The 23,528-nt window shown below is 71.3% G+C and carries 15 protein-coding genes; 4 read left to right on the forward strand and 11 right to left on the reverse strand.

The window, feature by feature from the left end; all coding sequences use genetic code 11:
• Positions 1 to 126: 126 nt before the first annotated feature.
• Positions 127 to 5,157 (reverse strand): NAD-glutamate dehydrogenase, encoded by a 5,031-nt coding sequence (locus ACZ6BG_RS06930; protein ID WP_468997739.1) that lies wholly within the window; start codon positions 5,155 to 5,157, stop codon positions 127 to 129.
• 576 nt (positions 5,158 to 5,733) lie between these two features.
• Between ACZ6BG_RS06930 and ACZ6BG_RS06935 the strand changes: the two genes are divergently transcribed.
• Positions 5,734 to 6,300, forward strand: coding sequence for a DJ-1/PfpI family protein (locus ACZ6BG_RS06935; RefSeq protein ID WP_468450071.1), 567 nt, complete (start codon positions 5,734 to 5,736; stop codon positions 6,298 to 6,300).
• Positions 6,301 to 6,372: 72 nt separating this feature from the next.
• Here ACZ6BG_RS06935 and ACZ6BG_RS06940 read toward each other — a convergent pair whose 3' ends face one another.
• Positions 6,373 to 7,041, reverse strand: a complete 669-nt coding sequence (locus ACZ6BG_RS06940; RefSeq protein WP_468997744.1) for an HAD family hydrolase — start codon at positions 7,039 to 7,041, stop codon at positions 6,373 to 6,375.
• 75 nt (positions 7,042 to 7,116) lie between these two features.
• On the reverse strand, positions 7,117 to 7,632 hold the full coding sequence (locus tag ACZ6BG_RS06945) for a DUF6912 family protein (protein WP_468997747.1): 516 nt from the start codon (positions 7,630 to 7,632) through the stop codon (positions 7,117 to 7,119).
• Positions 7,633 to 8,151: 519 nt separating this feature from the next.
• Between ACZ6BG_RS06945 and ACZ6BG_RS06950 the strand changes: the two genes are divergently transcribed.
• Positions 8,152 to 8,754, forward strand: coding sequence for an Rv3235 family protein (locus ACZ6BG_RS06950; protein WP_468997749.1), 603 nt, complete (start codon positions 8,152 to 8,154; stop codon positions 8,752 to 8,754).
• A 124-nt stretch (positions 8,755 to 8,878) separates the two neighbouring features.
• On the opposite strand, the gene secA is transcribed toward ACZ6BG_RS06950, so the two are convergent.
• Positions 8,879 to 11,731: a preprotein translocase subunit SecA gene (gene secA, locus ACZ6BG_RS06955; protein ID WP_468997751.1), complete on the reverse strand. Its 2,853-nt coding sequence runs from the start codon at positions 11,729 to 11,731 to the stop codon at positions 8,879 to 8,881.
• 235 nt (positions 11,732 to 11,966) lie between these two features.
• On the opposite strand from secA, the gene ACZ6BG_RS06960 reads away from it, so the two are divergent.
• A complete protein-coding gene (locus ACZ6BG_RS06960) occupies positions 11,967 to 12,548 on the forward strand; it encodes a GNAT family N-acetyltransferase (protein ID WP_468997755.1) in 582 nt (193 codons plus the stop codon).
• A 484-nt stretch (positions 12,549 to 13,032) separates the two neighbouring features.
• Positions 13,033 to 14,226: a winged helix-turn-helix domain-containing protein gene (locus tag ACZ6BG_RS06965; protein WP_468997757.1), complete on the forward strand. Its 1,194-nt coding sequence runs from the start codon at positions 13,033 to 13,035 to the stop codon at positions 14,224 to 14,226.
• 58 nt (positions 14,227 to 14,284) lie between these two features.
• On the opposite strand, the gene ACZ6BG_RS06970 is transcribed toward ACZ6BG_RS06965, so the two are convergent.
• From ACZ6BG_RS06970 to mtnA, 7 genes are all read right to left on the reverse strand, one after another.
• Positions 14,285 to 15,028: a response regulator gene (locus ACZ6BG_RS06970; protein ID WP_016645733.1), complete on the reverse strand. Its 744-nt coding sequence runs from the start codon at positions 15,026 to 15,028 to the stop codon at positions 14,285 to 14,287.
• Positions 15,029 to 15,226: 198 nt separating this feature from the next.
• On the reverse strand, positions 15,227 to 15,919 hold the full coding sequence (gene hpf, locus ACZ6BG_RS06975) for a ribosome hibernation-promoting factor, HPF/YfiA family (protein ID WP_468997760.1): 693 nt from the start codon (positions 15,917 to 15,919) through the stop codon (positions 15,227 to 15,229).
• A gap of 315 nt (positions 15,920 to 16,234) precedes the next feature.
• Positions 16,235 to 17,221 (reverse strand): ComF family protein, encoded by a 987-nt coding sequence (locus ACZ6BG_RS06980; protein WP_468997762.1) that lies wholly within the window; start codon positions 17,219 to 17,221, stop codon positions 16,235 to 16,237.
• A 111-nt stretch (positions 17,222 to 17,332) separates the two neighbouring features.
• Positions 17,333 to 19,198 (reverse strand): LpqB family beta-propeller domain-containing protein, encoded by a 1,866-nt coding sequence (locus ACZ6BG_RS06985; protein ID WP_468997766.1) that lies wholly within the window; start codon positions 19,196 to 19,198, stop codon positions 17,333 to 17,335.
• Entirely contained in the window at positions 19,188 to 21,572 is a 2,385-nt protein-coding gene (mtrB, locus tag ACZ6BG_RS06990) for an MtrAB system histidine kinase MtrB (protein WP_468997770.1), read from the reverse strand. The genes ACZ6BG_RS06985 and mtrB overlap by 11 nt, the downstream gene beginning before the upstream one ends.
• A 1-nt stretch (position 21,573) precedes the next feature.
• Positions 21,574 to 22,263, reverse strand: a complete 690-nt coding sequence (gene mtrA / locus ACZ6BG_RS06995) for a two-component system response regulator MtrA (protein WP_189176211.1) — start codon at positions 22,261 to 22,263, stop codon at positions 21,574 to 21,576.
• Positions 22,264 to 22,267: 4 nt separating this feature from the next.
• Complete coding sequence (gene mtnA, locus ACZ6BG_RS07000) at positions 22,268 to 23,452, reverse strand: S-methyl-5-thioribose-1-phosphate isomerase (protein WP_468997776.1); 1,185 nt, start codon at positions 23,450 to 23,452, stop codon at positions 22,268 to 22,270.
• Between the last annotated feature and the right edge of the window lie 76 nt (positions 23,453 to 23,528).

Genomic DNA, 23,528 nt, shown 5'->3' on the forward strand with positions numbered 1-23,528 from the left:
TTGGTTTGTGTACTTTGTGGGGAGGGGGTTGGTTCCCCCCCCCCCAAACAAACCCAACATAAAGAAAAAGGGGGGGGGGCCCCCCCACCCGGGGGGGGGGGGGCCCCCCCCCCGGCAACGTACGACCTACGAATGCGTGCGCAGCAGCGTCCGCATCGTCCGCATCGCCACCGACAGGTTCGCCAGGTCGAAGGCGTCGGAGCCCTGGATCTCCTCCAGGGTGGTCCGGGCCCGGCCCAGGATCGCCGCGTTCTTGTCCTCCCACGCCTTGAAGCGCTGCTCCGGCGTGGCCGTGCCGTTGCCGACGGCGAGGACGTCGGCCGTCAGCGCGGCGTGCGCCGCGTACAGGTCCTCGCGGATGGAGGCGCGGGCCATGGACTGCCAGCGGTCGGCCCGCGGCAGCTCGATGATCCGGTCCATGAGCTGGGTGATCCGCAGCCGGTCGGCGAGGTCGTAGTAGATCTCGGCGACGGCGAGCGGGTCCTTGCCCATGCGGTCCGAGACGGCCACGATGTCGAGCGCCGGGAAGGCCGAGGAGAATCCGGCGACCCGCTGCGCCAGCTCGTCGGGGACCCCGGCCCCGGACAGTTCCTCGCGGATGTTCTCGTACCACTCCAGGTCGGAGCCGCGCATCAGCTTCGGCAGCTCGGTCCACACCTGGTCGACACCGGCGCGGAAGAACTCGACGGTCTCGGCGAGCTGCAGCGGCTGCGGCCGGTTGTTGAGCAGCCAGCGCGTGCCGCGCTCGACGAGGCGGCGGCAGTGCAGCCGCACCCGCGTCTGCACGTCGGCGGCCACGACGTTGTCGAGTTCCTCCACCGCGTCCCAGACCTCGCCGAGCCCGAAGATCTCGCGCGCGGCGAGCTGCGCCCGCACGATCTCCTCAAGGGACGCCCCGGTCTCCTCGCGCAGCCGGTGCAGGAAGGTCGAGCCGCCGGTGTTGACGGTGTCGTTGACCAGGACGGTCGTGATGATCTCGCGGCGCAGCGCGTGCGCGTCGACCTGCTCGGCGAACTTCTCGCGCAGCGCCTTCGGGAAGTACGCGTGCAGCAGCCGCCGCAGGTAGTCGTCGTCGGGCAGCGACGTGTGGATCAGCTCGTCCGCAGCGACGATCTTCGTGTACGCGAGGAGCACGGCGAGCTCGGGCTGCGAGAGGCCGCGGCCGGAGCTGAGCAGTTCCCGGATCTGCCGGTCGGCGGGCAGGAACTCAAGGCCCCGGTCGAGCTGGCCCTCACGGCCCAGGCGGCGCATGAACCGCTGGTGGGCGTGGAGCAGCGAGGGCGACTCGAAGACGGAGTTGGCGAGCGCGGTGTTCTGCGCGTAGTTGTTGCGCAGGACGAGCTGGCCGACCTCGTCGGTCATTTCGGCGAGCAGCTTGTTGCGCTGCTTGACGGTCATGTCCCCGGCCTGCACCACGGCGTTCAGCAGGATCTTGATGTTCACCTCGTGGTCGGAGGTGTCCACGCCCGCGCTGTTGTCGATGGCGTCGGTGTTGATACGGCCACCGGCGCGCGCGAACTCGATCCGGCCGAGCTGGGTCAGGCCCAGGTTGCCGCCCTCGCCGACCACCTTCACGCGCAGGTCGGCGCCGTCGACGCGGATGGCGTCGTTGGCCTTGTCGCCGACGTCCGCGTGCGACTCGGCGCCCGCCTTCACGTACGTGCCGATGCCGCCGTTCCACAGCAGGTCCACCGGCGCCTTGAGGATGGCCTGCATCAGCTCGGCCGGGGTCATCTTGGCGCCGCCGGTCTCGATGCCGAGGGCCTGGCGGATGTGCGCGTTGAGCTGGATCGCCTTGGCCGAGCGGGGGAAGATCCCGCCGCCCGCGGAGAGCAGCTCCTTGTTGTAGTCGGCCCAGCTGGAGCGGGGCAGCTCGAACAGGCGGCGGCGCTCGGCGTAGGAGGTGGCCGCGTCCGGGTTCGGGTCGATGAAGATGTGCCGGTGGTCGAAGGCGGCGACCAGACGGATGTGCTCGGAGAGCAGCATGCCGTTGCCGAACACGTCGCCGGACATGTCGCCGACGCCGACCGCGGTGAAGTCCTCGGTCTGGGTGTCGTGGCCCAGCTCGCGGAAGTGCCGCTTGACGGACTCCCAGGCGCCGCGGGCGGTGATGCCCATGCCCTTGTGGTCGTAGCCCGCGGAGCCGCCGGAGGCGAAGGCGTCCCCGAGCCAGAAGTTGTACGACTCGGCGACCGCGTTGGCGATGTCGGAGAACGTCGCCGTGCCCTTGTCTGCGGCGACCACCAGGTAGGTGTCGTCCTCGTCGTGCCGGACCACGTCGGCGGGCGGCACGACCTCGCCGGCGACCAGGTTGTCGGTGATGTCGAGCAGCGCCGAGATGAACGTCTTGTAGCAGGCGACGCCCTCCGCGAGCCACGCGTCACGGTCCACGGACGGGTCGGGCAGCTGCTTGGCGACGAAGCCGCCCTTCGCGCCGACCGGCACGATGACGGTGTTCTTCACCATCTGCGCCTTGACCAGGCCGAGGATCTCCGTACGGAAGTCCTCCTTCCGGTCGGACCAGCGCAGACCGCCGCGCGCGACCTTGCCGAAGCGCAGGTGCACGCCCTCGACGCGCGGCGAGTACACCCAGATCTCGTACGCCGGGCGCGGCTCGGGCAGGTCGGGGATGGCCTGCGGGTCCAGCTTCATGGAGACGTAGCTGTGCGGCTTGCCGCCCGCCGCCTCCTGGAAGAAGTTGGTGCGCAGCGTCGCCTTGATGACGGTGAGGAAGGAGCGCAGGATGCGGTCCTCGTCCAGGCTGGCGACCTGGTCCAGGGCGCCGTCCAGCTCCTCCAGGAGCCCGTCGGTCAGCTCGGTGCCCGCGCGCTGGCGGTCCGGGGACATCCGGGCCTCGAACAGCGAGACGAGCAGCCGGGTGGTGTGGACGTTGTTGAGGAGGGTGTCCTCCATGTAGTCCTGGCTGAACGTGGAGCCCGCCTGGCGCAGGTACTTGGCGTACGCCCGCAGGACCATCGCCTGGCGCCAGTTCAGACCGGCGCGCAGGACGAGCGAGTTGAAGCCGTCGACCTCGGCCTCGCCGGTCCAGGCGGCGGCGAAGGCCTCCTGGAAGCGGGCCCGGCCGTCGTCGCCCAGGTAGTCGCCGCTGCCGTTCTGCGCCTTCGGCATGCGCAGGCCGAAGTCGTAGATCCAGGCGCTGGTGCGGTCCGAGCAGCGCAGCTCGTAGGGCCGCTCGTCGGTGACCTCGACGCCCAGGCGCTGAAGGACGGGCAGAACGGCCGAAAGCGAGATCTGGGCGCCGGAGCGGTAGATCTTGAAGCGGCGCTCGTCGGGCGCGGCACCCACCGGCTCGTACAGGCTGAGCGCGAAGTCCTGGTGGCTCTGCTGGGAGAGCCGCTCCAGGTGGACGAGGTCGGCGACGGCGGCGCGCGGGGTGTGGTCGGCCTTGTAGCCCTCGGGGAAGGCGCCCGCGTACCGGCGCAGGAGTTCCGCCGCGCGCTCCTCGCCGAGCTCGGCGGTCAGCGCCTCGCCGAAGCCGTCGGCCCAGGAGCGGGCGGCCTCGACCAGACGGGCCTCGATGCGCTCGACGTCGGCGTCGGAGAGGTCGGGGACCTCGCCGCCCTTGGGGACGCGGACGACGAAGTGGATGCGGGAGAGGATCGACTCGGTGTTCCAGGCCGTGAAGTCGACGCTGGCGCCGTTCAGCTCCTCCTTGAGGATGTCGATGATCCGCAGCCGGACGCCGGTGGTGTAGCGGTCGCGCGGCAGGTAGACGAGCGCGGAGTAGTAGCGGCCGTACTCGTCCTTGCGCAGGTACAGGCGCAGGCGGCGGCGCTCCTGGAGGTACAGCACGGACGTGACGATGGACCGCAGCTCGTCGGCCGGGGTCTGGAACAGCTCGTCGCGCGGGTACGTCTCCAGGATCTGCAGCAGGTCCCGGCCGTCGTGGCTGTTGGGCGTGAAGCCCGCGCCCTTGAGGACCTCCTCGACCTTGCGGCGGATGACCGGGACGCGGCGCACGGACTCGGTGTACGCGGCCGAGGAGAACAGGCCGAGGAAGCGGCGCTCGCCGACGACGTCGCCGTTCTCGTCGAACTTCTTCACGCCGACGTAGTCGAGGTAGCTCGGCCGGTGCACGGTGGAGCGGCTGTTGGCCTTGGTCAGGACGAGCAGCTTGTGCTCGCGGGCCTTGGCGCGGGCGTCGGCCGGGAGCCGGTTGAAGGACGGGCTGACCGGGTGGTGGTCGTCGCCCTCGCTGTGGTGCGGGTCGGCGCGCAGGATGCCGAGGCCGGTGCCGGGGACGGCGGCGAGGGAGTCCTCGTCCGTCAGGTCGTACTCGCGGTAGCCGAGGAACGTGAAGTGGTCGGCGGCCAGCCAGCGAAGGAGTTCGCGGGCCTCCTCGACCTCCTGGTCACGGACGTCGTCGGCGGTCGGCTCGATCGGCAGCTCGTCGGCGATGCGCAGCGCGGCGTCGCGCATCTTGTCCCAGTCCTCGACCGTCTCGCGGACGTCGGACAGGATGCGCAGCAGGTCGGCGGTGATCTGCTTGAGGTCGGCGCGGTCGGTCTCGCGGTCGATCTCGACGTGGATCCAGGACTCGGTGACGGCGTCGTGCGGGCGCTCGGCGCCGGCGTTCTGGCCCTCGGGGAGTACGTCGAGGAGCTTGCCGGTGAGGTCTCGGCGGACCACGACCTGCGGGTGGATGACGACGTGGATGCCGCGTCCCTGCCGGGACAGCTCGTTGGTGACGGAGTCCACCAGGAACGGCATGTCGTCGGTCACGACCTCGACGACGGAGTGGCTGCAGGTCCAGCCGTTCTCCTCGACGGTCGGGGTGTGCACCCGGACGTTGGCGGTGCCCTGGGGGCGGTTCTCGGCCAGCCGGTAGTGGGAGTAGGCGGCGCCGAAGACGTCGACCGGGTCGCGGTCGCTCAGGTCCTCGGGGGCCGTGTGCAGGTAGTACCGCTGGAGGAACGCGAGCACCTTGGAGGGGTCCGCCGGGGCGGCCTGGTCGGCCGCTGCCGCCTTGCCGCCCTTGCGGGCCCCGGCCGTCCCCGACCCGCCGGTGTCGTGGCTCCCGCCCGTGGACCCGGTCGGTGCTCCCGTTGGCAGGCGCCCCCCGACCGGGCTGTTCTCAGCTACCCGGGCGGCCCGCGCGAGCAGCTCGGCCTTGGCTTCGTCCAGCTTGGTCTGCATTGTCCTCTGACTCCTGTCGCGCGCCGTTGCGTGACGTAGAAGGAAGTGATGTGACATAACGCCGCGACACGGGGTCTCCGGTCGAAGTCGACGTTATGCCGCGATGAGCGCTGAGCGAGCGGAAATCCGCCAAATCTGGCGAAGTCATTGGCCGGCCCAGGTGTACGCGATGTCCGCGACGTCCGCTCTGGGAAGAGTCGTCAGCGAGGCGCCCGGCACGGTTCGTGTACACCGTGGTCTCCGGGCGCGGGGCGGAGGCGACGTCGCCTCCGCGGGATATCGCGCTGATCACGGGACAAGGCTATCGCCCCGCACCCGGAAGTCGTCATGAGCCGTATGTGTACAAAACCAGGGGGTCAACTTTGACAGTCTGCACAGTCGCCTCACGCCCATCGTGTGCCGATCCGGCCACGGGCGCGCGGTGGGCACACGATCCGGGCGCCCCCTTGGCAAACGCGGCCGGGCGATGCACGTTGAGCGTGACGGACCGAACAGCGCGACGGACCGAACAGCGTGACAGACCGAACAGCGCGCGACCCGACCCTGGCGACACCCGCGACCCTGGGAGCGAAAGCGATGGCAGCCAAGATCCTCATAGTCACCGGTGACGCGGCGGAGTCACTGGAGGTCCTCTACCCCTTCCAGCGGCTGCGCGAGGAGGGGTACGACGTCCATATCGCGGCCCCCACCCGCAAGAAGCTCCAGTTCGTGGTGCACGACTTCGAGCCAGGCTTCGACACGTACACCGAGAAGCCGGGCTACACCTGGCCCGCCGACCTGGCCTTCGCCGAGGTCGACCCCGGTCAGTACGTCGCCCTGGTCATCCCGGGCGGGCGCGCCCCCGAGTATCTGCGCGCCGACCCCGAGCTGCGCAAGATCCTCAAGTCCTTCTTCGACGCGGACAAGCCCGTCGCCCAGATCTGCCACGGCCCCCTGCTCACCGCGGCCGTCGGCGCCCTCGCGGGCCGCCGCGTCACGGCCTACCCGGCCCTGGAGCTCGACATGCAGGCGGCGGGCGCCACCTTCCAGGACGCGGAAGCGGTGGTCGACGGCACCCTGGTGTCCGCCCGCGCCTGGCCGGACCACTCGCGCTGGATGCGCGAATTCCTGACGGTGCTGCGGGCGAAGGCGCCGGTGACGTAGCGGTCCCTGTCGACGGCGGTGGCCCTGTCGACGGCGGTGCCCCGGCCGCCCCGGGGCGCCGAAGCCACACGCTCAGGCGACCAGCCGCTCCGCGGTCTCCACGGCCTCCCCCAGGCTGTCGACGACGGGCACCCCGGCGGCCTCCAGGCTCCCGCGGCTGTGCGACCCGCCGGTGTAGAGCACGGCCCGGGCCCCCACATGGGCCGCGGCCACGGCGTCGTCCAACGCGTCCCCGATCACCACGATCCGCCGGGCCTCGACCTCCCCCAGCTCCCCGAGGTGCCGGACCATCCGCTCGGCCTTCCCGGCATGGGACGAATCCGTACGCCCGTCGATCCGCATGAACCGCTCGGCGATCCCGTGCCGCCGCACCAACGGCACCAGGTGCTCGTGCGGGGCGAGCGACAGCAACGACTGCGTGCGCCCCTCGGCCTGCCGCGAGGCGAGCAGCTCGGCCGCGCCCTCGGCCAGCCCGCAGGCGTCCACCCGCGCCCCGTAGTGCTTGTGGAACACCGCGTCCATGACCAGCCACTCGTCCTCGGTGGGCAGCCGCCCCATCAGCCGCTCGTAGAACAGCGGCACCGGCACGCAGTACAGCTCCCGATACCGCTCCAGCGTGATCGGCTCGAGCCCGATCTCCAGGAACGACGCGTTCGTCGCGCCGATCACCGCGTCGATGTCGTGCAGGAGGGTCCCGTTCCAGTCCCAAACGATGTGCGCCCCGCGCTGTAGCTTCCCCATGCCGAAAACCGTACCCGGCCCCACCGACAGCCAGACCGGACCGCACCCCACCTGGGGCGCGACCGCCCCCGGGGACTACGCCCCGGGCCGCACCAGATTCGGGATCTCCTGCGTGGCGAACCAGAGCAGCTCGTGATCCTCGGCCCCGTCCACGACGAACTGCGCGTCGTCGTCCCCCTGGTCCGCCGCCCCCAGCGCGTCCGCCGCCGCGATGACGTCGGCCTCGGCGTCCCCGCCGTCCACGTGCACAGCGGCCGCCTTGGCCAACGGCAGGGCGGCCGTGATCCGCACCTCGCCGAGCGCGCCCCGGTCGAGCCCGCGGTCGGGGTCGACGACCGCCGCGCTGTCCGGCACGTCCGCCGCGAGGACGACCCGCCGCCGCGCGGTCCCCGGCTCCCCGGCGAGCAGCCGCAGCGAGTGCAGCGCCGCCCGGTTCAGGGCCGCGTACTCCAGCTCCTCCAGGTCGTCCGAGACGTACCACTCGCGCAGCGCGGGCGTCACGGCGTACGCGGTCAGCGGCCCGGGACCCAGCTCACCGGCTTCGTGCGCCTGCGCGAGACGGGGCAGTGTCAGGGGAACGTACACGCGCATGGCTGGCCGCTTTCGTAGTCGCGAAGGCTCCCGGGAGGGGCCTCCAGGACTCCCGGGACGGGCCCCCAGGATACGTGCGGGCGTCCCCCTTCGAGCTGCCGCCCGAGCCCTCGACCGCGTCCACCCCGGTCCAGGTCATCACCCGCCCGGCCCCGGCGAACACGGGCCCGGGGCCACCCCTGCTCACCCAGATGAGTGAACCACTCCGTGGGCCGCGGCCCCCTTCGTCGACCGTTGCGGCGCCCGCCCCGGCCGCCGTACAAGATCCCCAGCACAAGTTACCCCCCGGTACCGCAGCCGCCCCACGGCCTACGGAAGCCACCGCCCCCTCTGCCCCACGGCCCACGACCCACGGCCCACCAGCCCTCTGGCCCACGGAACCCCCGACCCACTGGCCCACGGAACCCACCGCCCCTCTGACCCACGGCCCACGGAACCCACCAGCCCTCTGGCCCACGACCCGCACCTCACGCTTCAGGCCCCACGCCTCATGCCCCACGCCCCGAACGGAGCCACACCATGCACGAGCCCTCGCCCCCTTCTCACGCCTCCCGCCCCGCCCACGGCCCCTGGACCGCCACCCAGCCGCACACACACCCCGCCCCCGTGCCCAAGGTCATGTCCAGGCCCCGCCGCCGCCCCGGGGGTCCCCGCCCCGGCGGCCCCCGTCCACCGGCCACCCGACCCCCGGGCGGCCGCCCGCCCGGCAACCGCCCGCCCGGCCGCCACGACACCCGCGTCCCCGAACCACGCCGCCCGCACCCGCCCCTCACACCGGTCCAGCCGCCCCCGCACCCCACCGAGCTGTTCACAGAGCGCCTGATGCTGGTCCTCAGCGGCCAGCGCCCCCTGCACTGGGTGGCCCGTCACATCGCCCACACCGCGTACGACGACCTGGCCCGCCTCGCCGAAACCCGCCCTCTGGGCACGGTCGGCGGCCACCGCCCGGCCGTGCGCCGCGTCGGGCACTACGAGGTTCGCCCCGGAGTCTTCGAGGTCTTCGCGCGCGTGAGCGCGGGCACGGCCTTACGCGCCCTCGCGTTCCGCCTGCACCGGGGCGACGACCAACGCTGGCGCTGCACGGCGGTGGAGGTGGCAGGACCGCCCCTCCGCCAGGGCTGACCCCCACCAGACTGATCGCCGACAGACCGACCGCCGCCGACGCGAAGGGCCGGACACCACCCGGTGCCCGGCCCTCGCACAATCCCTGCCTACGCCCCGCGCGGCAGCGCTGCTTGTGGCAGCGCTACTTCTTGCGGCGCCGTCCGCCCTTCTGGGCCTTGCGCCGCTCCGCGCGGGTCATGCCGTCGCCGGACGCCGGCGTCGTGCTGCCGGACGGCTGGTCGGAGGTCGTGAAGTCGCCCTCGTCGACACCGCCCTCGGCGTTCGGCGCCTGGAAGTGCAGGCGGTCGGGGCGCTGCGGGGCGTCGAGGCCCTTGGCGCGGATCTCCGGGCGGGCGCCGGCCGGGACCGCGTCCTGGGCGCCGTTCTTGGAGAGCGAGGGCGCGCTGTCCGACACCGGGACCTCCTCGACCTGCTGCTCGACCTGGACCTCCAGGTTGAACAGATAGCCGACGGACTCCTCCTTGATGCCGTCCATCATGGCGTTGAACATGTCGAAGCCCTCGCGCTGGTACTCGACCAGGGGGTCCTTCTGCGCCATGGCGCGCAGGCCGATGCCCTCCTGGAGGTAGTCCATCTCGTAGAGGTGCTCGCGCCACTTGCGGTCGAGGACGGAGAGCACGACACGGCGCTCCAGCTCACGCATGATGTCGGAGCCGAGCTGCGCCTCACGGGCCTCGTACTGCGCGTGGATGTCGTCCTTGATGGCCTCGGAGATGAACTCGGCGGTCAGACCGGCACGGTCGCCGACCTCGTCCTCCAGCTCTTCGATGGTGACCTTCACCGGGTAGAGCTGCTTGAAGGCGCCCCACAGCCGGTCGAGGTCCCACTCCTCGGCGAAGCCCTCGGCGGCCTCGGCGGAGACGTAGGCGTCGATGGTGTCGTCCATGAAGTGCACGATCTGCTCGTGCAGGTCCTCGCCCTTCAGGACGCGGCGGCGCTCTCCGTAGATGACCTCGCGCTGGCGGTTGAGGACCTCGTCGTACTTGAGGACGTTCTTGCGGGTCTCGAAGTTCTGCTGCTCGACCTGGGACTGCGCGGAGGCGATGGCGCGGGTGACCATCTTGTTCTCGATCGGCACGTCGTCGGGGACGTTGGCCATCGACATCACGCGCTCGACCATCTGGGCCTTGAACAGGCGCATCAGGTCGTCGCCGAGGGACAGGTAGAAGCGGGACTCGCCGGGGTCGCCCTGACGGCCGGAGCGGCCGCGCAGCTGGTTGTCGATGCGGCGGGACTCGTGCCGCTCGGTGCCGAGGACGTAGAGCCCGCCGAGTTCCTTGACCTCTTCGAACTCGGCCTGCACGGAGCGCTCGGCCTTCTCCAGGGCGGCGGGCAGTGCGGCGGCCCACTCCTCGACGTGCTCGACCGGGTCGAGGCCGCGCTGGCGCAGCTCCGCCTCGGCGAGGTCGTCGGGGTTGCCGCCGAGCTTGATGTCGGTGCCTCGTCCGGCCATGTTCGTGGCGACGGTGACGGCGCCCTTGCGGCCGGCCTGGGCGACGATCGTCGCTTCCCGGTCGTGCTGCTTGGCGTTGAGGACCTCGTGCTGGATGCCGCGCTTGGAGAGCTGCTGCGAGAGGTACTCCGACTTCTCGACGGAGGTGGTGCCGACCAGGATCGGCTGGCCCTTCTCGTGCTTCTCGGCGATGTCGTCGACGACGGCGGCGAACTTGGCGACCTCGGTGCGGTAGATCAGGTCCGACTGGTCGGCGCGGACCATGGGCCGGTTCGTCGGGATCGGGACGACGCCCAGCTTGTAGATCTGGTGGAACTCGGCGGCCTCGGTCATGGCCGTACCGGTCATGCCGGAGAGGCCGGGGACTTCCTTGCCCTCGTGGTCGTGACGCTTGTAGAGGCGGAAGAAGTTCTGCAGGGTGATCGTCGCAAGGGTCTGGTTCTCGTCCTTGATGTCCACCCCTTCCTTCGCCTCGATCGCCTGGTGCATGCCCTCGTTGTAGCGGCGGCCGGCGAGGATACGGCCGGTGTGCTCGTCGACGATCATGACTTCGCCGTCGATGACGACGTAGTCCTTGTCCTTCTTGAAGAGTTCCTTGGCCTTGATGGCGTTGTTCAGGTAACCCACGAGCGGGGTGTTCACCGACTCGTAGAGGTTGTCGATGCCCAGCCAGTCCTCGACCTTGGCGACGCCGGACTCGTGGATGCCGACGGTGCGCTTCTTCTCGTCGACCTCGTAGTCCCCGGTCTCCTCGATGCCCTTCAGGGGCTCGCCGGGCTTGCCCTTGGTGAGGCGGGTCACCAGCTTGGCGAAGTCGCCGTACCACTTGGTGGCCTGGTCGGCGGGGCCGGAGATGATCAGCGGCGTACGCGCCTCGTCGACGAGGATCGAGTCGACCTCGTCCACGATCGCGAAGTTGTGGCCGCGCTGGACCAGCTCTTCCTGCGACCACGCCATGTTGTCGCGGAGGTAGTCGAAGCCGAACTCGTTGTTCGTGCCGTACGTGATGTCGCAGTTGTACATCTCGCGGCGCTCGGCGGGCGGCATGTTCGCGAGGATGCAGCCGACGCTCAGGCCGAGGAACTTGTGGACGCGGCCCATCATTTCGGAGTCGCGCTCGGCCAGATAGTCATTGACCGTGATCAGGTGCACGCCCTTGCCCGAGAGTGCGTTCAGATACGCGGGCAGGGTGCCGACCAGCGTCTTGCCCTCACCGGTCTTCATCTCCGCGACATAGCCGAGGTGCAGGGCCGCGCCGCCCATCATCTGCACGTCGTAGTGACGCTGGCCGAGGACGCGCTTGGCGGCCTCGCGGACCGTGGCGAATGCTTCCGGCAGGAGGTCGTCGAGGGTTTCGCCGTCGGCGTACCGCTCCTTGTACTCCGCGGTCAACGCGCGCAGCTCGGCGTCGGAGAGGGCGGTGAAGTCCTCTTCGATGGAGTTGACCTGGTCCGCGATGCGGTGCAGCTTGCGCAGGATCTTGCCTTCGCCTGCACGCATGATCTTCGAGAGGACGGACACGGGGGTTGGTCTCCTTGCCGGTCGGGCCTGGCACGGTCGGTTTTACTCGTCGGGCAACGGCCATCGTATGCGAGGACCCGGCCGTGCCGGGAGGTCTGCCATTACGTCAACGCCCGGGCACCCACGAAGGTGCCGCCCCCACCCCTCGAATCCTCCCTTACCTCCCCCGCCCCTCTCGCTCCCCCTCCCCGCAAACCGCTGGCGTCGTCGGCTCCGCCACAAGCAGAATCAGCCGATGGAGCCCGTCACCCTGACCACCGAGCGCCTGCTGCTGCGCACCTTCACGCCGGACGACATCGACGAGGTGTACGCGGCCTGCCAGGATCCCGAGATCCAGCGCTGGACCACGATCCCGTCGCCCTACGCGCGCGTGGACGCCGAGGGCTTCGTCGGCCGCATGGTCCCGGACGGCTGGCGGTACGACATGGAGTACACCTGGGCGGTGCGCCCGCGCGGCGGCGGCCCGCTGCTCGCCGCGACGAGCCTGCACCACCCGCGCTCGGGCGCCTGGGAGATCGGCTTCTGGACCACCGCCGAGCATCGGGGCCAGGGCTACATGACGGAGATCGTGCAGGCCGTGGCCCACTGGGCCTTCGAGCGCCTGGGCTGCACGCGCCTGGAATGGCGCGCGGAGGTCGGCAACCGCGGCTCCCGCGCGGTGGCGGAGAAGGCGGGCTTCACCATCGAGGGCACCCTCCGCGCGGCCCTCCTCAACAAGGCCACCCTCCGCGACTGCTGGGTAGCCGCCCTACTCCCCTCAGACATCGGCCTCCCCTCACTCCAGCCGTACCTCCCCAGCCCGACAACCAGCGCCTGAGGCCACCACAAAGCACCCACCGGCCCGTCCGGCACGCGAGGACGGGGCCGAAGGCCGGTCGGCGGCGGCACGGCCACCTCATCTCAGCCCGTCCGGCGCTCGATGACGAGGCGCGAAGCGCCGACTCGGCGATGACTTGTCCCACCCGCACACCCAGCCCGCGCCATCCCGGCCCGCCCTATCCCGGCCCGCCTTATCCCGGCCCGCCTTATCCCGGCCCGTGCCATCCCGGCCCGTGCCATCCCGGCCCGCCCTATCCCCGGCCCGCGCCGTCCCAGCCCGCCCTGTCCCAGCCCGTCCGGCGTTTGAGGACGAGCGCGCAGCGCGACCGGCGCAGACCCGTCCCACCCGCACGGGGCATCGGCCACGGGCTGGGGTCCGGGGGCGCAGCGCCCCGGTTTCGGTGAAGGGGCGGGACTGGGGCGCCCCGCGAAGGCCGTCTCACCCGCCCCCACTGTCAGACCCTCCCCCTATCGTTCCGACCATGACGACGAGCATGCCGCGCCCCGAGCTCACCCTCACCCCCGACGAGGCCCGCCGCATCGCCCTGAGGGCCCAGGGCTTCCTCGGCGCCCCCGACCGCAGGTCGGGCGTCCGAGGCGTGCTCCGTCACCTGGGCGCGGTCCAGCTGGACACGATCTCGGTCCTGGCCCGCTCCCACGAGCTGATCCCCTACGCCCGCCTGGGCGCGGTGGGCCGCAAGAAGGTCGAGTCGGCGTACTGGACACCCACACCCCCCGAAAAGCCCCCGGCCCACCCGCACGCGTTCGAGTACTGGTCACACGCGGCCTGCATCCTCCCCATCGAGGAGTGGCCCCACTTCGCCTTCCGCCGCCGCGCCTACCGCTCCCGCCCCCACTGGCACCACGACCTCCCGGACGGTGCGTACGACCAGGTCATCAAGCAGCTCCGCGCCGAAGGACCGCTGACGGCGACGGAGTTGGGCGGCGCGAAGAACAAGGGCGAGTGGTGGGACTGGTCCGACTCCAAGATCGCCGTGGAGCGCGCGCTGATGTACGGCGAGGTGGTGTGCACGGAGCGCCGCTCCTGGAAGCGGGTGTACGACCTCGCGGAGCGCGCCATCCCGGACGAGTTGCTGCACGACGACCTGGACGACAAGGAGTGCGTGCGCCGCCTGGTCGCCCTCGCGGGCCGTGCCCTGGGGGTCGGCACGCGCGCGGACATCGCCGACTACCACCGCCTGAAGGGCGAGGAGTTCGACACGGTAGTCGCGGACTCGGGCCTGGTCCCGGTGACGGTGGCGGGCTGGGACAAGCCGGCCTGGGCGGACCCACAGGCACTGGCCACACCCCCGCGCGGCCGCCACCGCACCACGCTGCTCTCGCCGTTCGACTCCCTGATCTGGGAGCGTGCGCGCACGGAGCGGATCTTCGGCTTCACCCACCGCCTGGAGGCGTACGTCCCCAAGCCGAAGCGGGTGTACGGCTACTTCGCGATGCCGGTCCTCGCGGGCGGCCACCTGATCGGCCGGGTGGACCCCGCGCGCGAGGGGAGCACGCTGGTGGCCAAGCAGGTGTCCCTGGACGGCCCGAAGGCGGTGCCCGCGGTGGCGCAGGCGCTCGTCGAGGCGGCGCAGTGGGTGAACTGCGACTCCGTACGCATCGAGCGCGTAGACCGCCCGGAGCTGACCGCGGACCTGGTCCGCGCGGTGAGCTGACCTCAGGCCCACCCGGCCCCCCGCCCGAACCGGACCGGGCGGGGGCCCAGGCCCAGGCTCAGCGGATCTCGAGGATCTTCTCCCGCATCGCGTAGACCACGGCCTCCATCCTGGAGTGCAGCTGCAGCTTCTCCAGGATGTTGCGCACGTGGTTCTTCACGGTGTTCTCGGAGATGAACAGCTCCTTGGCGATGTCGCGGTTGTTCATGCCCGTGGCGACGAGCTTGAGGACTTCAAGCTCCCGGTCGGTCAGCCGGGGCGCGGGCACGAGCCGCCGCTCGTCGGTGCGCTGGATCATCGACTTGAACTCGGTGAGCAGCTTCGAGGCCATCGAGGGGCTGATCTGCGACTGCCCGTCGGCCACCGCGCGGATGGCCGTGGCGACCTCGTCGGTGGAGATCTCCTTGAGGAGATAGCCGGTCGCGCCCGCCTTGATGGCGTCGTAGAGATCCGCTTCCTCGTCGCTGATGGTCAGCATGATGATCTTGGCACTGGGCGCCACCTCCTTGATGGAGGTGCACGCCTCGATGCCGCCGCGCTTCGGCATCCGTACGTCCATGAGCACGATGTCGGGCAGCAGGTCAGCGGCCTTGTCCACCGCCTCGGCGCCGTCGCCGGCCTCTCCGACCACCTGGATGTCCTCCTCGGCGGCGAGGACGATCTCCAGGCCGCGACGGAAGAGCGCGTGGTCGTCCACGACCAGGACCCTGATGGGCTCCTTGCGCGGGGCGCCCGCGTCCGTGCCGATGCCGATGCCGTCACCGGCATCCTCGCTCCGCATCGGTCCGAAGCTGTCCGCCATCGTTCCTCCCCCTGAAGGCCAGGGCCCGTCTCTTGCCTTGGCTGCACCAACCCTAGGCAGAGTCAAGCGGGTTGGGCCGTCGGGCCCATGATTCCATGCTCGGCCCCCCGGTCGTGCGCGCAGTGGTCGCACGGGGGTGCCCCTGGGGGCGCACACGCGCTCCAGGGGCACCGTTCCATGCGCTCCGCGAAGGGGGTGTCAGCCGCCGAGGACACCGCTCCCGCCGGACGGCTGCGGGTGCGTGACCATGGGGTCGGTGTTGAGGCGGATGACGCCGTAGTCGTAGGCGTGCCGTCGGTAGACGACGCTGGGTTCCTTGGTCTCGGAGTCGACGTACAGGTAGAAGTCGTGTCCGACCAGTTCCATCTCGTACAGCGCCTGGTCGAGGGACATGGGCGCCGCGACGTGCGTCTTCTCGCGGACCACGAGGGGGCCTTCGCCCTGGATCTCCAGTGAGCCGATCCTGGTGGTGGGCACACCCTCGGGCTCTTCATCGCGGACCAGGCTGCCGTCTCCGTTGAGGTGCGCCGCGTCCGGGACCCGGGCGGCCACTTCGGCGGCGGTGAGCCTGCCGTTGCCGCGCCTGTTGTGGCGCTTTTCGTGCTGCTTGCGCAGTCGTGCCTCGAGCTTGGCGGTGGCCAGGTCGAGCGCCGCGTACTGATCCGATGCCGAGGCTTCCGCACGGATCACGGGTCCACGTCCACGGACGGTGATCTCCACGCGGTCGGAACGGTCGGCCTGACGCGGGTTGGTTTCCTTGGACACCTCGACGTCGAGGCTGATCACCTTGCCGTCGAGCTTCTGGATCTTGTCCAGCTTCAGCTTCTCGGCCACGTGCTTGCGGAACCGCTCGGGCACCTCGGTCTTGCGGCCCTTGACGACGATGTCCACGCAGAACTCCGTTCCCGGATCGCTCCGCTGCTTCGGCGGAGCTTCTCCCTTTTGCACCAGGCCCCGGAAACTCCCGGAGCCTCGGACTCGGTGACTTCCACCTCCTCCTCCCCCGTGGACAAGATCTCCACCCACCGGTCCCGGGTGATTGCGGGGAACCCCAAAGACCGGCATTCCGATATGCGAGGGGCGCAGTCCGCCGTTCCTCACAACCGAACATATCTCGCCCGGACGGATGTCGTCACCCTCTACTGACACGTACCTCCATTCGGGTGGATAGGCCCTCTCACTACCTGCAACGATGAAAGTTCTCGGTCAGTTCCGGTTTATTTCGAAAGAAGTCGCGGAAGTGGCGACAACCGCGGCCCGGATGATGTTTAAACGAGGCATTCCGCTGGCCGGGCCCCCTTTCCCGGCCCCTTCCGCGACGCCGTCCCGGCCGTCCCAGCTTGGCCGGTTCCCGCTCTGGCGCTCTGCCGCCACCTGTGTCCTCCGTCCGGTCCTGCCGCCCCCTCGGCTCCCTCGGCCCCCGCCGCTCCCTCTGCTCCTGCCGGTCCCGCCGACCCCCCTCACCCTCGCGTCCCCCTCTCCCCCTGCCCTGTCACCTACCCCGTGTACGCCACATACGCCTCCCAACGCCCGAGCCGCCTCGGCCAGCGAGGCACCCGTCGTCATGAGGTCGTCCACGACGACGATCCGCCCCGCGCCCCGCAGCAGCGCCCCCGCGCCGGCCGCCACCTCCAGCGCGCCCGACAGGTTCGCCTGCCGCTGACGGGAGTTGAGCCCCGCCTGGTCCGCGACCGCGCGCCGCTGCCGCAGCACGGACAGCACGCTCACCGGCATCCCGGCGCGCCGCAGCTCCCCCGCCGCCGCCAGCGCGATCCGCCGCACCGGGTCGTGCCCCCGCGCCCGCACGGACCGCCGAGCGGACGGCACCGGCACCAACAGCACGGGCCCGCCGGGAGCTTGGCCCGGACCGGCCACGGGCTCCGCCCCGTCCACCACCGCGGCCCGCAGCGCCGCCCGCACCGCCCCCGCGAGGGCCTCACCGAGCGCCCCGGCCAGCGGCAGCGCGCCCCGCTCCTTGTGCGCGAGCAGCACCGCCCGCACCGCGTCCCCGTACGCCGCGGCCGCGTGCACCACCGGCAGCCCCCGCGGCTCCGGGTCCGGCCACACCCTGCGCGGCGCCGCCCCGCACAGAGCGGCCCGGCATCCGGCGCACAGCGCCACGCGCGGCCTCCCGCAGCCCGCGCAGTCAGCCGGCAGCACCAGATCCGTGAGGTCCTGCCACCACCCCCGCATGTCCCCACTGTGCCAACCCGCACGCCGCCCGGCCACCCCTGTGGACAACCGCCTGTGGATAACTCAGGGCACCCCGATTGAGCTGCGCCGAAGCCCTGTTGGGAGACCGGCTCACCCGGGGTAGATCGGCGCTGTCCCCTCCTTGACCACCGTCTGCCACTGCGCTCCCGACGGCAGCCGGACGATCCCGTCGTCCGAGTGCGCCACCAGCGGCTGCCGCTCGTCCTCCGACGCGGCGATCTCCTTCGCGCCGGTCAGACCGGGCAGCGTCGCCCCCGTGCGCGCGGATCCGTCGCACTGGACGTACCGCATCTGCTGCACGCCGCCGGACTCGCGGCCGATCACCACGAGGCGGCTGACGCCCGCCCAGGACATGGCGGTGACCTCCTCCATCTGCGGTGCCGCCTCCAGCAGTTCGACCACCGAGATGTCGGGCTGTCCACCCTTGCCGTCCTCCCACTCGACGCGGCCGATCTGCAGCTTGGTCTCGCCGTTCTTCGTCACCAGGAGCGCGACCCGCACCCCGTCGGCCGCGACCCGCACCGCCTCGATGCGCCCGTTCAGGTCGGGGACGCGGACCTGGACGGGCTCGCCGGTGCCCTCCGAGAGCCAGAGCAGCCGCGGCCGCTTCGGGTCCCGGTCGGCCACCCACAGGTTGCCCCGCCCGTCCCAACTGGGCGTCGAGAGGCCGTCCTTGTCCGACTTGGCGCGGGAACGCAGCTCCGGGCCGCCGAGCATGGACTTGGACACCACCGACGTGGTGTACAGCCGCCGCCCGTCGGGGGACACGCCGGCCGCGTGCTCCTCGTCGCGCGACACCGCCGCCGAGCGCAGCGGCTGCGACTCGTCGCCGAACGGCCCGGTCACCGGCTCGGGCGCGGCGTTGCTGCCCGCGTTGCCGGGCATCCGCACCAGCCGCTTCTTCTCGTCGATGAAGTACTGGTACGCCGGGAGGTCCGCCGTGCGGTGCGGCGCGACGGTCTCGGCGCGGTCCTTGCTGAGGACGCACAACTGCGAGCCGTTCTTGCGCTGCAGTTCCACCTGCTCCACTCCGGAGGCCGTCAGGTCCTGGAGCGTGAAGAGCAGTTGGGCGGCCACCTGCGTGCACTGGTCGTGCCCGAGCGTGTCGGCGCGCGCGTTCAGCGGCACGACCAGCTTGTTCTTGTCGTCGGGCGTCAGCGACTTGGTGCCGGACGCGAGCCCCGCGCCTATCGGGACCGCCGAACGGACCACCGGCGTGAGCCAGTTGGTGGGGCCGTCGAGCAGCGCCTTCACCGTCTCGGTCAGCGGGTCGATGCGCTGGCGTACGTAGATGGGGTCGGCGACGAGCCCCTGCTGCCCGCCGGGCCTGTCACGGGTCTTCACGTTCCCCGGGGGCAGCGCGAAGTAGTACTTGTTGACGGCCTGGTAGTTCCGCTCGAAGTCGGACTCGCCGAGCACGACGCCCGAGGGCGGGACGTCGATGCGCCACACCATGCCGTTCGGGCCGCTCTGCTGAGTGAGGTGCACGGACTGGTTGTACGGCCTCGGGTCGGGCTTGTACGCGCGCTGTGCGTTGACGGTGGCGAGCCTGCGGCCGGTCAGCGAGTACGTACGCTCGCCTTCGTTGTTGTTGCCCACGTTGTCCGCGACCGTGTTCGGGCCGTCGGCGAGCACCGTGGTGGAGCGCTCCGGGTGCCAGTTCTGGGACGCCTTCTTCGTCAGGTACTTCCGCGCGATGGCGAAGTCCGGGTCGTCGCTGGTCAGCGCCTCCAGGAAGCCCTGGACGATGTCGACCGCGCCCGCGTCCTCGGGCGGCGGCATGGCGTACACCCGTACCTGGGACTGCGAGTCGGGCCGCTGGGAGGCTTCGACCTTCTTCATGTTGCCCTCGTCGGGCATGGCGGCGCATCCGGCGATCAGTACGCCGCACGCGGCGAGCACCACACCGGCGCGCAGCGGACGCGCGCGCCCCCGCAGTTGACCCTCAGCGCCCACGCGAGGCCTCCTCTTCCCTGCCCGCGACGGCGTCCGCTCCGGTTCGGACGTCACGGTCCGCCGAAGTGTCCGTGCTGATGGGGGTGTCCCTGTCCGTGACGGCGTTCGCGCCGGTCGAGGCGTCCCTGTCCACCGGGCCGTCGGCGTCCGTGGGAACGTCTGCGGTGTCGGCACCCGTCGGGACGCCCCTGTCCGCCGGGGCACCGCTGCCCGCCGAGCCGTCGCCGACCGCGTCCGCGTCGGCCTCCATGGCCTCCGCGGCGCCCGTAAGCGAATCGGTCTCTGGCGAATCGGTCTCTCCGAGCGAATCGGTCTCTCCATAGGAGCCGTTTTCCGCGTCCGCGCCGGTCTCCGCGCCGCCTTCGGGAGCCCGCTCCGCCCCCGACTCCTCCCAGGCCTGCCGCGGTACGACCCGCGCGCCATTGCCCGGCAGTGCCGTCGGGTCCACGTCCAAGGCGGCCGCGTGGGCAAGGCGCGGCGCGATCGGCGCCTTCGCGGGCATGGGCGGCGGCACCCGGTCCGGGGGCGCCTGGTGGGGCACCGTGGCCCGCTTCGTACCGCCCGCGAGGGGCAGGCCCGCGCCGTTGAGGCCGCGGTGGCGGCGGGAGTCGTCGGGCTCCAGGGGTATCGGCGAGCCCCGCAGCGGTTCGTCGGCGGTGCGCGGCAGCGTGAGCCGGAACTGCGATCCGCCGCCCGGCTCGCCCCACGCCTGCAGCCACCCGCCGTGCAGCCGGGCGTCCTCCAGGGCGATGGAGAGCCCGAGGCCCGTACCACCGGTGGTACGCGCGCGTGCCGGGTCGGCCCGCCAGAAACGGCTGAACACGCGCGTGGCCTCGCCGGGCTTGAGCCCGACTCCGTAGTCCCGCACCGCCACGGCAACCGCGCCGCCGGCGGCCGCGAGGCGGACCACCACGTCCTTGCCGTCACCGTGCTCCACGGCGTTGACGACGAGGTTCCGCAGGACCCGCTCCACCCGTCGTGCGTCCGCCTCGGCGACGACCGGCTGCTGGTCACCGACGACCCGTATGTGGGTGCCCTTGCGCTCCGCCAGCGGCTCGGCGCCACCGACCACACGGCGTACGACCTCGCGCAGGTCTATCGGCTCGGCCTCCAGGGCCGCCGCACCCGCGTCGAACCGGCTGATCTCGAGGAGGTCGGCGAGCAGCGACTCGAAGCGGTCGAGCTGGTCGGCGAGCAGTTCCGCGGAACGGGCCGTCACCGGATCGAAGTCGACGCGCGCCTCGTGGATGACGTCGGCGGCCATCCGCACGGTCGTCAGCGGCGTACGCAGCTCGTGCGACACGTCGGAGACGAACCGCCGCTGCATCCGCGACAGCTCCTCCAACTGCTGGATCTTCAGCTGGAGGTTCGACGCCATCTTGTTGAAGGCCTCACCGAGGCGCGCGATGTCGTCCTCCCCGGTGACCTTCATGCGTTCCTGAAGGCGCCCCGCGGACAGCCTCTCGGCGATCCCGGCCGCCATCCGCACGGGCGTGACGACCTGGCGCACCACCAGCCAGGCGATGGCCCCGAGGAGCACCACCACGAAGAGACCGGCCGTGGCGAGCGTGCCGCGCACCAGGTTCATCGACTCCTCTTCCTGCGTCAGCGGGAAGAGGTAGTAGAGCTGGTACGAGTCGCCGTTGAGGTCGCTCAGCTGCTTGCCGATGACCAGGCCGGGCTGGGACTCGCGGTGGTCGATGAAGTTGATGCGCGTATTGCTCTGGTACGCGAGGGAGCCGCCGTCGACCCGGTCGCGCAGGTCCACGGGCACGCTCTGGATCGGGTCCACACCACCGGAGGCCCTGGGCCCGCGCACGCTGCCGCTGTCGCTCGCACTGGAGCTGAGCGTGACTACGTAGAAGGCGTTCTGGCCGCCGCTGGCGAGCTGCTCGGCCAGCTCGGACAGCCACACGGCGGCGTTCTGCGCGGTGGGGCCGTCCGCGGCGTCGCCGCCCTGGCCGGTGGGCTGGTGGGCGGTGTTGGCCTGCTCCTGGGCGGCCCGGAAGCCGCCGTCGGCCTGGCTCTGCGCCGCGTTCACCTTGGCCTTGAGCAGGCCGTTGCTGACCGAGCTCATGACGACGAAGCCGAGCAGCAGCACCACGCCGAGCGACATCAGGAGCGTCGTGACGACGACTTTCAGCTGGATGTTGCGCCGCCACAGCCGCATCATCGGCAGCAGCGGGCGGCGCACCCAGCGCGTGAAGAGCCGCAGCAGCGGGCTGCTGCCCTGCACGCCGCCCTGCAGCATCAGACCGCTGTCGACCAGCGCCCCGAACCGCGGGGCTCGCCGCGGCGGGCTCGGCGGCCGCACAGTCCGCTCCGGCCGCGCTCCCGGTTCCCCGGGCGCCGGAGAGGAACTGTCCCGGGACACGTCAGCTCGGTCCGGCCTTGTAACCGACGCCACGGACGGTCACAACGATCTCCGGGCGCTCCGGGTCGCGCTCGACCTTGGAGCGCAGCCGCTGCACATGCACATTCACCAGGCGGGTGTCGGCCGCGTGCCGGTAGCCCCAGACCTGCTCCAGGAGCACCTCGCGCGTGAACACCTGCCACGGCTTGCGGGCCAGCGCGACCAGCAGGTCGAACTCCAGCGGCGTCAGCGCGATCGACTGCCCGTCCCGCTTCACGGAGTGCCCGGCCACATCGATGACCAGGTCACCGATGGCCAGCTGCTCCGGCGCGGGCTCCTCGGAGCGCCGAAGCCGCGCACGGATGCGGGCCACCAGCTCCTTGGGCTTGAACGGCTTGACGATGTAGTCGTCGGCCCCCGACTCCAGACCGACCACCACATCCACGGTGTCGCTCTTGGCCGTGAGCATGACGATGGGCACCCCGGACTCCGCCCTGATCAGACGGCACACCTCGATGCCGTCCCGTCCGGGCAGCATCAGATCGAGAAGCACCAGATCGGGCTTGGCCTCCCGGAAAGCGGCCAGCGCCTTGTCGCCATCAGCTACGAACGACGGCTCAAAACCTTCACCACGCAGCACAATCCCGAGCATCTCGGCCAGTGCGGTGTCGTCGTCGACGACAAGGACTCGTCCCTTCATGCCTGACATCATCCCATTAGCTAATCGTTACCTGGCGTGACCTGGCACACAGCTCGGCGAGGCCCTCCGCTGTCACGGGTGAGACGACACCTTCCTCCGTGACGACGGCTGTCACCAACTCGGGCGGGGTGACGTCGAATGCCGGGTTGTACGCCTGTGTCCCCAGTGGTGCCACCGCGATCCCCCCTCCCGCCTCGGATCCGGCCATCGGCGCGAAGGGCACTGTGACCTCCGTCACCTCATGACTGGCTCGTTGTTCCACCTCGATGGCGGCCCCGTCCGGGGTCTCCGGGTCCACGGTCGTCACCGGCGCCACCACGATGAACGGCACGTGGTGATAGCGGGCCAGCACCGCGAGCGGATAGCTCCCCACCTTGTTGGCCACCGAACCGTCGGCCGCGATCCGGTCGGCGCCGATCAGCACGGCGTCCACCTCACCGGCCGCGAACAGCGAACCCGCCGCGTTGTCGGTCAGGAGGGTGTACGGCATGCCGTTGCGCGCCGCCTCGTACGCCGTCAGCCGGGCGCCCTGAAGCAGCGGCCTGGTCTCGTCGACCCACAGCCTGCGCAGCCGCCCCTCACGGTGCGCGGCGAGCGCCACCGCGAAGGCCGTGCCCTCGCCGCCGGAGACCAGCGCCCCGGTATTGCAGTGCGTGAGGACGCGGTGGCCGCCGCCGGGCATCAGCTCGTCGAGCAGCGCCAGGCCGTGCACCGCCATCCGCCCGCTGGCCTCGGCGTCCTCCGCGTGCACCGCCCGCGCGGCGGCGAGGACCGCCCCCGCCGCGCGCCGCTCGTCCGCGCCGCCGGCCAGGGCCTCGCGGTACGCCGTCTGGGCCCTGCGCGCGCCGTACGCCAGGTTGACCGCGGTGGGCCGCGCACCCGCGAGGGCGTCCGCGGCCTCGTCCACGTCGAAGCCGCGGGCCGCGGCCAGCGCGACGCCGTACGCGCCCGTGATGCCGAGCAGCGGCGCCCCGCGCACGGCCAGCGTCCGGATGGCCTGCACGAGGGCGGGTGGGTCCGTGCACACCAGCTCGCTCTCCTCACCCGGCAGCCGGGTCTGGTCGAGGAGGACGACGACGGGTCCCTCCGGAGGCTCGTCCCAGCGGATCGCGGGAATCGCGGGGACCCCGGGGGTCTCGTGGATCTCAGGGCTTTCGGACGGCCGCACGGCCTCGCCGGATTGCGCGTACTGATCAGCCATCCGCCCAGTCTGCCCGCTACCGGCCGGACAATAGAAGGTGTGCAGCCCATCCGGCCACGGCACTCGGCATCCGCAC

The organism is Streptomyces sp. NPDC041205 (genome assembly GCF_055591765.1).